This window comes from Citrobacter sp. VF227, assembly GCF_052950715.1.
In genome coordinates, this window is record NZ_JBRFVF010000256.1 from 1 (window position 1) to 517 (window position 517).

Below are 517 nucleotides of genomic sequence, written 5' to 3' on the forward strand. Positions count from 1 at the left end.
GACCCCTATCGCGGCGAGCCCTGGGCCCGCATCCCGCGCGCCGGGCGCGCCGACGTCGACCGGGCGGTGGCCGCCGCCAAGCGCGCCATGTGGGACGGCCCCTGGGCCACCATGACGGCCTCGGCCCGCGGCAAGGTCCTGCGCCGGATCGGCGATCTCGTCGAGCGCGAAGCCAGGGCACTCGCCGAAGTCGAGGTCCGCGACAACGGCAAGCTCTTCGCGGAGATGTACGGCCAGACCCGCTACCAGCCGGAATGGTGGTGGTACTACGCGGGTCTCGCCGACAAGGTCGAGGGCGAGACCGACAAGACCGAGCGCGACGCCCTGATCAAGGAGGGCTTCGACGTCCTCAACGCCGACTGGGGTTACATCCCGCTGCACCAGCAGGCTCTCGCCTGGGGCGTCTCCAAGAAGGTCCACCTGACCCAGCGCGCCGACAACCTGCTCCTGCTCTACTGGGTGTCGAAGGACCCGCAGTAGGAGCGCGGCGTGCTCGCCTTCCTGCTGCGCCGGGTGA

1 protein-coding gene is annotated in these 517 nt (G+C 70.6%); it reads left to right on the forward strand.

Annotated features, from left to right (window positions below; all coding sequences use genetic code 11):
* On the forward strand, nucleotides 1-480 hold a 480-nt coding region (locus ACU8YC_RS26195), incomplete at its 5' end, for an aldehyde dehydrogenase family protein (protein WP_446896145.1).
* Between the last annotated feature and the right edge of the window lie 37 nt (nucleotides 481-517).